Origin of the sequence: Lacticaseibacillus jixiensis (assembly GCF_042847315.1) — a bacterium.
Classification (GTDB): Bacteria; Bacillota; Bacilli; order Lactobacillales; family Lactobacillaceae; genus Lacticaseibacillus; species Lacticaseibacillus jixiensis.
Genome location: NZ_BAAFPR010000030.1, coordinates 19,958 through 28,635 on the forward strand (window position 1 = coordinate 19,958; position 8,678 = coordinate 28,635).

Genomic DNA, 8,678 nt, shown 5'->3' on the forward strand with positions numbered 1-8,678 from the left:
TTTGCAAACCCGCACAGGGGTTTCACAAAAGTGCCGGCTTATCCTAAGCGGTGTTGAGAACTATCGCTTAATCATTGGCTTTCTTGTAGCTGGCCGTGAATTCTTTGATTACTTGGTCGCCACCAGAAGAACGGAAGGTCTTAACTGCGGCATCCCAATCCTTCATGGAGTTTTGGCCCATCATGTACTTGTAGTAAACGTCTTGGATCGGTTCGATCAGCGTCGACCATTGGGCATCATACGTGTCAGAAGACAGCGATTGGGCTGGGTTGATGACGGCATATTTGCCATTGTCGGCGATTTTTTCTTGTTGTTCGTTCTTCAAAGGATCGGTGAACTTCAAGTTTGCCACAGTTTCAGAAGGACGGGAGCTGGCAAATGGCTGCACTTCTTGTTCCCACTTGGTTTCGTTGGTGATGGTGTATTCGCCTTTGCTGTTCAAGGAGTAGTGTTGGCCTTCGATCCCTTCAGTCATCCAAACATATGGCTTCTTGTCAGACAACTTGTCGATGAACTTCAATACGGCTTTGAGATCCTTGACCGACTTAACGGATTGCTTGGAAATGGCTAACCAGCCGCCCATCCCGCCGTTGGTATCAGACAACGTGGTGCGCTTGCCGTTGGTGCCTTTGAGGTCATTGACTAACAGCCACTTCATCTTGTTTTCTTGAGGTGTCCCTTTGGCTGCGGCGACATAGTTGGAAGCTTCCATCAAGCCGGAAACCACGATCCCGCCTTTGCCTTGGGCAATGTAGTTCTTCTGGTCTTGCTTGGCCATTACAGAGAAGTCAGAGTTCATCCAGCCGTTCTTGTAAATGTTGCGATAGAACTTCATCGCATCTTTATAGCCGGATTGCATGAAGCTTGGAATCACTTTGCCTTTGACCACCGCAAATTGATTGCCGGCGCCAAAGTAGCCGGTGATGCTGCGGAAGCCAACGTTGAAGGATTCGTTACGCTCAACAAACCCAACCGTATCCTTCTTGCCGTCACCATCTGGATCATCTTCGGTAAAGGCTTGGGCGATCTTAGTTAAATCATTGACATTCTTTGGCGCCTTCAAGCCTAACTTATCCAGCCAGTCTTGGCGAATCAAGATCCCATAACGGGCCATTGGCTTCACATAAGGCACGCCATACAAGTGGCCGTCGATTTTAGACGCGTTGATGGTTTTCTTGGAGATCTTGGCTAGATTTGGATAGTCTTTCAAATACTTCTCAACATCCCAAAACATCCCCGATTTCATCGCCTTGCGGACGGTGGCGTTGGAAATATCGGTTAAACTCGTCACATCGGTCAATGACTTGGAAGCCAAAGCCGCATTGATCTTTTCGTCTTTAGACGCATCCGGCACCCATGAGAACTTGATCTTCATGCCGGTATATTTCTCTAATTTGCTTTGTACATCGCCGCTTGGTGCAGTCGGCGTATGTAACATCGTGGTCCAAGTGACGGTTTTCTTGGTTGAGGCGCTGTTGCTGTCTTTATCTGTTGCACTGCTTGATTTGCTGTTCCCGCATGCTGCCAACATCCCCGTTGCAAACAGTAAGGTCGTCCCTACCTTGACAAAATTCTTCACTCGCATCTGAATTGCCCCTCTCTGAGCTGTTCTGTTTTGGCCCGCAGGCCGTTCCCCAATTTTGGTGTTGCGATAATGAGTGCTGAATAGTTAGATGTGAATTCACAAATTCAGCTTAAGGTGGATCTGCCATTTTGGCTATAATCAGTTGACCATGTATCTGTATCCGCTTACAGTTTCGCGCCGTTACAATGCGCATCTGCTCAGCGGATAATCATCCTCTCACACCGTGTAATCAAAGCGATAAAAGTCCGCCGTGATGCCGTTGTACAAGTCAATGTCATGTGCGGCGATCCCCACGAAATTCCCGGTGAAGCCGCCTGACAAAAATCCCAGATCCTGAATCGGTCCTAAGGTTTGCCAAGCTTGATCGCCATCTTGAATGAAGGCTTGACAACTTAACCCTTGTACGACAAAGCGCAAGCCGATTTGCTCGGCGCTAACCGCCACAGTATCACTCAACCAATAATCTTGGCCGCCTTGATACCGCGACAGCTGCGCCACTGGTGTTGCCACATCTTCTGTGGCGGTAAGGTGCAAGTACAAGTAACGCTGCTGATCTAAGAACAACATCAAGCCTGCCAGCTGGTTGAAGGTTTCAGGCTTAAAGCGCAAGCGGCATTCAGCCGTGAAATCAAAGGCATTCTGGCGAATCGCCAATAAGTGATGGCTAAACGCCGACGTCGGCGATTGGCCGCCTTTGATCTGCAAATGATCACCGGATAAATCCAGCCAATCTGCCGGATACTTGCGCAGCACATTCCACTGCGGATCCAGGGTGTGGGCTTTAAAATCGTCATGAAAGTCTAAGTGTTGCACCTGAGTGACTGGATGTTGGGTATATACCACAGGCGTCAAAGTTGGCCCATTGCCAGGATCGACTGTTTCCAGCCAGCCATCTTGTGTCCAGCGCACTTCTTGCAGGGCTGTTTCGCGACCCAGAATGTGTTGGCCGCCAATTGGCCGCGTGCACAAGTATGCAATATACCAATGTTCACCAACACCTTCGACTAAGCTGGCGTGGCCGCTGCATTGCAGCGGCGATTCCGGCTTGTCGCGCGCTGTTAACAGCGAATCCCCTGGCATCACCGTGTATGGGCCGGTAATGGTTTCGGCACGACACACCGTTACCGAATGATCATGGCCGGTGCCGCCTTCTGCTGTCATCAGGTAATAGCAGCCGTGGTGTTTGTATAGCTGCGGGGCTTCTGTTTTGGCCAAGGCGGTACCGTCGAAGATCTTGTAGCGCGGGCCGATCAACGCCTTGCGCGCCGTTGAATATTCTTGCAACACAATGCCGCAAGACTTGTTGGAGGTGGTCATGCGGTGGTCCCACAACTCATTAACAAACCACTTGCGCCCATCATCGTCATGAAACAGTGACGGATCAAAGCCGCTGGAGTTGACATACACCGGCTGCGACCATGGCCCGGTGATTTCAGGGGCGGTGATCAAGTAGTTGTTGCAGTCTTTAAACGGGCCTTGCGCGTTCTTCACATCGGTATAGATGCAATAAAACAACCCATCGGCATAAGACAGCTGCGGCGCCCAGATACTGCCGCCTTCACCATTGCCTGACAAATCAACTTGCGTGGTCAAGATATCGGTACAATGCTGCCAGTTGACCAGTTCCTTAGATGCATAGACGCGAATCCCCGGCAGCCACTCGAAAGATGACACCGCAATATAATACGTCTCATCGACTTTTAAGATGTTCGGGTCAGGATTGAACCCCGGCAGGATCGGATTGTGAATCGTTATCGCTTGCAATATTTTTCTCCTTTCGCATGAAACACAGCACTGCGACCACAAAGAAGATGAACGCTAAAGGATAGGCAATCAGTTGTGACCCCAACAGCGTCACCACCCCGGCGATCAGGTATAGGCCGCCTGCCAAGCGCACTCGCTTGTGGTGGCGCAATAACAAGTTGGCGATCACCCCTAACGTTAAGACGATGATCACCGTGTAGCCAAACCACGCGCCTAATGTCTTAAACATCAACAAGCCTTGCTTAGCGGAAACACCTTGGAGGCTGCTGGCAAACATCGGCGCCAAGATCTTCTCGTATTGCGCTGGTTTCATTAAGTTGACTGTTGCCGAGAAACCGCCAAGCAAGCCTGTCACCAAGATCATCCCAATCAGGCCAATGATCCGTTCCCATTTGCGTGTCATCATCTTCGCTCCTTCTTTACTCACTCATAGGTGCACTTGCATGAATTGCAGCCATGCCGCCCGCATCGCCGCAGTTTCTTGATGGCCGCCAGTAGCCGAAATACTTCGCCAATTGTCAGGCTGTTGCGCCTTGGCATAAGCCACTTGCAAGCCGGCATCAAGTTTCTGCACCCCTTGAATCGGACACATCACATCCCCGCGTCCGCTAAGACTCAAGCGCGCTTTCGGCACGATCAATTCCTGGATCTGCTGCGTGGAAAAATGTTCCAGTAAACTTGGCACATAATAGTAAAAGCCATGATGGCCTAAGCCGCGCTGCGCCATCAAAGTTTCCAGATCCACTTGCCCGGCGATATCCACACAGACTTTGATGCGCGGATCTAACGCCGCCAGCCACCAGCTCATCATGCCGCCCATGGACATGCCGATCGTGGCAATGCGCGCCGGATCAACTTCAGGCCGCATGCTGAGATATGACACGAATTGCATGTTGTCAAACAAGCGCATCCCCCACACAGTACGGCCGGTGATCAGGAAACTTTTGACCAATTCTTCTTCCTTGAAGCCTTGCCGCTCACCGAATGCGAACATGTCGATACAGCCCACCGCATAGCCTTGCGCCAACAAGGCATCTAGAAACGGCGGATCGCAAAGGTAAGTGTTACCCGCAATCAATTCGTCTTTGCCTAAAGCAAAGTTGCCGCCATGGGAATGGTTGAAGATCACTAACGGATGGGTTTGACCATCGTTAGGATAGGCAAAATACGCCGGCACCTGCTCGATATCATTCAGCGTCAAGGCCAATGTCTCAAGTGTGGCCTTACCATGCGGCCTGGTGAACAACACTTGGCCGCTTGGGGCGAGTTTAGGCCGCTTGCCTAACAACGCGATCAATTCCTCACGCCTGCTCATCCAATGCCTCCACTTCCAGCGCCGCTTGCAAGAACGCGCCGTAGCCTTTGAAGTCGTTGGCAATGATCGGTTCGCTGATGTAGTACACGAAGCTGCCATCGCGCTGGTCACTGCCGCCTAAGCCTGCTACTTGGCAATTGCGGATCAAGTTCAACCAGCCTTCTTTGGTATAAAACACGAACTGCTCACACAAGCCGGCATAAGCCGCTTGCACCCAAGCATATTCAGTCGCCGGCAACACGCCTAGCCGCAATGCTTTGGCCGCCGCATACACAAACATCGCACTGGCCGAAGCTTCTAGATAATTGCCGCGCTTGGCGCCTGCATCTAAGACTTGATACCATACGCCAGTCGCTGGGTCTTGCACCTTTTGGATGGCGGCATAAACTTGCGTAAACAGCTTGATCAAACGCTGAGCATCAGCTGGAGCTTGCGGCTGCATCAATTCAATGCAATCCACTAACGCCATGGCATACCAACCCATCGCCCGTCCCCAAGCATGAGGCGACTGGCCGGTTGTTGGATCGGCCCAAGGCTGTTGTTTGACAGCGTCATACGCATGAGCCAACAAGCCGTCTGGCCGCTTGGTGTGCAGATAAATCAGCTCGAATTGACGCACCACGTCATCAAGTTCCTCCAGCGGTTTAAAGCGTAGAATGTAATCGGCGTAGAATGGCTCAACCATATACAAGCCGTCCAGCCACATTTGTTGCGTATATACCTGCTTATGCCAGAAGCCGCCTGCGCTAGTGCGCGGCATGGTTTGGATCTGCGCATATAAGCGATCGGCTGCCAGACGATATTGCTCTGCGCCGGTTTGTTCATACAAGAACAACAACAGCTTGCCATTATTGATGAAATCCGAATTGTGCTTGGCAGGGTCGTAGCCGTTGATGCTGCCATCGGCGTTGACATAGCAGTCCATCGTCTGCTGCACATAGTCGCGATACTGCAGCGTGCCGGTTTGTTCATAAGCCAGCTTCACGCCTTGCAACACCACGCCGATGTCATAAGACCACTTGCCTTGATAAAACGGCAGCTTAGGCAATAACGGCCAACGTTCAAGCAACGTCTTTAACGCAATTTCTGAATTCTTCTGCATGGGCCTGTCTTCCTTTCGCTGCTAAACCGTTTTGCCGTAAAGCTTGCCGAGGATCAAATTGCCGGTGATGCACTGCACCAGTCCAACAAACCCGACCCCAAACAACACCAATAATACCGGCACAAACGCCGCAGCCAACAAGTATGCAACCACCAAGACTGCCACGGCGATCAGCGTTTGCAACAAATACCCGAAACCCAACAAGAACGCCCCGCGGACGATTTCATAAACCCTGTCAAACTTGATGGCGACCATGACTTTGAAAATGTACATAAACGCAATCACGAAAAGCAACAAGAAAGCCACATTCACCAGACGCAAGGTCCCACTCTTGACCATGAATAAGTTGACCGTGACAATCCCAAACGCTGCGAGGCACAACCAGCCGATCGCATTGGCTTGCCAGAAGCGCTCTTTGTAATACTGCCAGAAGCTCTTGGTGATCGGCGGGTGATTCTTCAACCGCAGCCACTGATCCAGATACTTGCTCATCGCATAAGTCGCCGGGCCAAACCCCAGCACCCCAAGCCCCAGCAGGGTAAAAGCGCCCCACAGCAAGTTCAGGTACAACACCTTGAACATGCCGATCATCGCATCATTGATCTTGATCAGTTTCTCAATTGAAAACATCTCATCACCTCATGATTCTAGTTAGTTGTGGTTGCGTGCGGGCATGTGACAAAGCTTTGCCTGCCCGGCCCTTACACGACTGTGGTCTTCGTCGAGCTGCGTGGCGCATCGCGGGTACGGATAGCTACGCAAAGCAACGCGGCAGTGATATAAGCTGTGACGCCGCCAAGGCAAAAAGCGCCCAACTGTCATCCCGCCTTATATCCACCGCTAAGTGCGGGCTGCTCCGCTCTGGTTCTAGTACACGCCGTCTTCGCCGACGGACTTGGCTAAGCGGTTGGCGATCATGACCAACATCAACCCAACCACGCCTTTAAACAAACCAACGGCAGTGGAATAACTCAGCTGACCATTCTGGATCCCGGCGGTATAAACATAGGTATCGAAGATTTGGGCGACGCCTTTGTTCATCGAGTTCATCACCAAGAACATATGCTCAAAGCCCAGGTCCATGACTTTACCAATTTGTAAGATGAATAAGGTCACGATCGTCGGGCGGATCGCCGGCAGCGTGATGTGCCACATTTTGGCGATCTTACCGGCACCATCCATGTCAGCCGCTTCATATAATTGCGTATCAACATTGGTGATGGCGGCTAAGTAGATGATCGTCCCCCAGCCGGCGCCTTTCCAGATCTCTTGAATGATATACATCGGCCGCAGCCAGTGGGTATCTGTTAAGAATGAGATCTTGGCGTGACCCATCGAAGTCAAGATGTTGTTCACGACCCCGCCTTCAGTGGTCAACAGTACATAGAACAAAGAAACGACAATCACCCAAGACAAGAAGTGAGGCAGGTAGATAATGGTTTGCACCGCCTTCTTGAAGTGGATATTGCGAATTTCATTCAGCAGCAACGCCAAGAAAATCGGAAACGGGAAGGCGAAAATGATATCCAAGCCGAAGATGATCAAAGTGTTGGACATCAACTGTACGAAATCCCCTTCGGTAAACAGGCGAATAAAATGCTGGAACCCGACCCAAGGTGAGCCCATGATCCCGGTGAAAGGCTGATAATCTTTGAACGCAATGATCAACCCGCCCATTGGAACATATTTGAACACCAGAAAATATAAGATCCCTGGCAACAACATGATATACAGTGAGGTGTTCTCCTTCATTTCACTGAAAGTCTTGCGTCGCTGCTTCTTCTTCAATGCTGCGACTTCATCATCAGTCGGCTTTTGCGTTATTGACTGTTCCATAAGCTATCCCTCTCTTTGTGCCCGACCGCAAGCGGCCGCGTATTGAACGCGTCGACGGACAACCGGAACGTCGCGCGCTATGCTTGGCAATAACTGCAGTTTCAACATAACAGTTGTAAGCGATTACGTGAATACTCAATCCTTCACTTGCTCACTGATCTGCAAACCGTTAGTCAACGAGCACGTGCTGTGTTAGCACAACCGCAGATCAGTCTTCACTATGCTTCTGCGTTTTATCCCATGCATTTCGCACTGGCGCTTGCATCAATAAATAGGAAGTTTGCGCGATTGTAATCAAGCCTGTAAAGGTGATTATTTCGGTTACGCCCAGTCGATGCTAAGTTAGAAACGTGAGCGGGAAACCGCGCGACAATCGCTCGCCTAGGCAGACAACCGGGCCTGGCAAGCAGATGAGACATCAGGATCTGACAATAACTGCAATTGATCTGGCATCTCGTCTTGCACCATGCACGCCAAGTCGTGCTTATCTACCGTCGATGCCCACTGATCCAATTTGGCTTCGATATTCTTTGGAGGGATTATTATGCGAGCTAAATCGAGCCGACTGATCAAAGAGTCGCCTTCAGAGCGCCTTTTTCACGTCGTTATCGTCTTGTTCTTAACGTTCTTCACGCTATTATGTTTGCTGCCGTTCATCAACGTGCTGGCCAGCTCCTTCGCCAGCCAAGCTGAATTGACCACCAAGTCGTTTATCTTATGGCCTAGCCACCCGACGGTTAATGCATATAAATACGCCTGGATTATTCATAGAATTTCAAAAAAGCAGCGCAATCCCACGATTCACACGGGAGTGCGCTGCTTTGGTGTTTCACCCATTGGGTGCGCCTATATGCTAAGGTTGAGTCAACGAAAACCATCACGAAAGCGAGGCTTCACACCATCTCAACTTTAACCAGCTTATCCCTGCAATGCAATACCAATGTGACTCTGACCGCCGACGGCGGTCAACTTTCAAATGACGCCGGGCTCGTTTTGTTCCAAGAGTTTCTTCATCGTATCAACTTTAGGCAACTTGCCAATCAGTGCCTCAAGTTACCAGACCAACGACGATTCTG

General features: G+C 50.6%; 8 protein-coding genes. 1 reads left to right on the top strand and 7 read right to left on the bottom strand.

The genetic code is table 11. From position 1 onward, the window contains the following. Nucleotides 1-67 precede the first annotated feature (67 nt). The 7 genes from ACGG90_RS13415 to ACGG90_RS13445 all read right to left on the bottom strand — a co-directional run bounded on the left by ACGG90_RS13415 (nucleotide 68) and on the right by ACGG90_RS13445 (nucleotide 7,602). The gene (locus ACGG90_RS13415; RefSeq protein WP_390410196.1) at nucleotides 68-1,585 is read right to left on the bottom strand and encodes an ABC transporter substrate-binding protein; all 1,518 of its coding nucleotides are present in this window, start codon (nucleotides 1,583-1,585) and stop codon (nucleotides 68-70) included. Between the two features lie 216 nt (nucleotides 1,586-1,801). Continuing rightward, entirely contained in the window at nucleotides 1,802-3,349 is a 1,548-nt protein-coding gene (locus tag ACGG90_RS13420) for a glycoside hydrolase family 43 protein (RefSeq protein ID WP_390410198.1), read from the bottom strand. Further along, nucleotides 3,300-3,752, bottom strand: coding sequence for a DUF4064 domain-containing protein (locus ACGG90_RS13425; protein ID WP_390410200.1), 453 nt, complete (start codon nucleotides 3,750-3,752; stop codon nucleotides 3,300-3,302). Before ACGG90_RS13425 ends, ACGG90_RS13420 begins: the two co-directional genes overlap by 50 nt. Nucleotides 3,753-3,776: 24 nt before the next feature. Further along, on the bottom strand, nucleotides 3,777-4,664 hold the full coding sequence (locus tag ACGG90_RS13430) for a CocE/NonD family hydrolase (protein WP_390410201.1): 888 nt from the start codon (nucleotides 4,662-4,664) through the stop codon (nucleotides 3,777-3,779). After that, nucleotides 4,651-5,766: a glycoside hydrolase family 88/105 protein gene (locus tag ACGG90_RS13435; RefSeq protein ID WP_390410203.1), complete on the bottom strand. Its 1,116-nt coding sequence runs from the start codon at nucleotides 5,764-5,766 to the stop codon at nucleotides 4,651-4,653. The genes ACGG90_RS13430 and ACGG90_RS13435 overlap by 14 nt, the downstream gene beginning before the upstream one ends. 21 nt (nucleotides 5,767-5,787) lie before the next feature. Then, complete coding sequence (locus ACGG90_RS13440) at nucleotides 5,788-6,396, bottom strand: YesL family protein (protein WP_390410205.1); 609 nt, start codon at nucleotides 6,394-6,396, stop codon at nucleotides 5,788-5,790. 237 nt (nucleotides 6,397-6,633) lie between these two features. Further along, nucleotides 6,634-7,602 (bottom strand): ABC transporter permease, encoded by a 969-nt coding sequence (locus ACGG90_RS13445; RefSeq protein WP_390410206.1) that lies wholly within the window; start codon nucleotides 7,600-7,602, stop codon nucleotides 6,634-6,636. Between the two features lie 544 nt (nucleotides 7,603-8,146). Here ACGG90_RS13445 and ACGG90_RS13450 point away from each other — a divergent pair. Next, on the top strand, nucleotides 8,147-8,515 hold the full coding sequence (locus tag ACGG90_RS13450; RefSeq protein ID WP_390410207.1) for a hypothetical protein: 369 nt from the start codon (nucleotides 8,147-8,149) through the stop codon (nucleotides 8,513-8,515). Nucleotides 8,516-8,678: the final 163 nt, after the last annotated feature.

Excerpts from the sequence above, each read along its gene's own strand:
- ACGG90_RS13415 (WP_390410196.1), bottom strand. The coding sequence starts at position 1,585 with ATGCGAGTGAAGAATTTTGTCAAGGTAGGGACGACCTTACTGTTTGCA.
- ACGG90_RS13425 (WP_390410200.1), bottom strand. The coding sequence starts at position 3,752 with ATGACACGCAAATGGGAACGGATCATTGGCCTGATTGGGATGATCTTG.
- ACGG90_RS13430 (WP_390410201.1), bottom strand. The coding sequence starts at position 4,664 with ATGAGCAGGCGTGAGGAATTGATCGCGTTGTTAGGCAAGCGGCCTAAA.
- ACGG90_RS13435 (WP_390410203.1), bottom strand. The coding sequence starts at position 5,766 with ATGCAGAAGAATTCAGAAATTGCGTTAAAGACGTTGCTTGAACGTTGG.
- ACGG90_RS13440 (WP_390410205.1), bottom strand. The coding sequence starts at position 6,396 with ATGTTTTCAATTGAGAAACTGATCAAGATCAATGATGCGATGATCGGC.
- ACGG90_RS13445 (WP_390410206.1), bottom strand. The coding sequence starts at position 7,602 with ATGGAACAGTCAATAACGCAAAAGCCGACTGATGATGAAGTCGCAGCA.
- ACGG90_RS13450 (WP_390410207.1), top strand. The coding sequence starts at position 8,147 with ATGCGAGCTAAATCGAGCCGACTGATCAAAGAGTCGCCTTCAGAGCGC.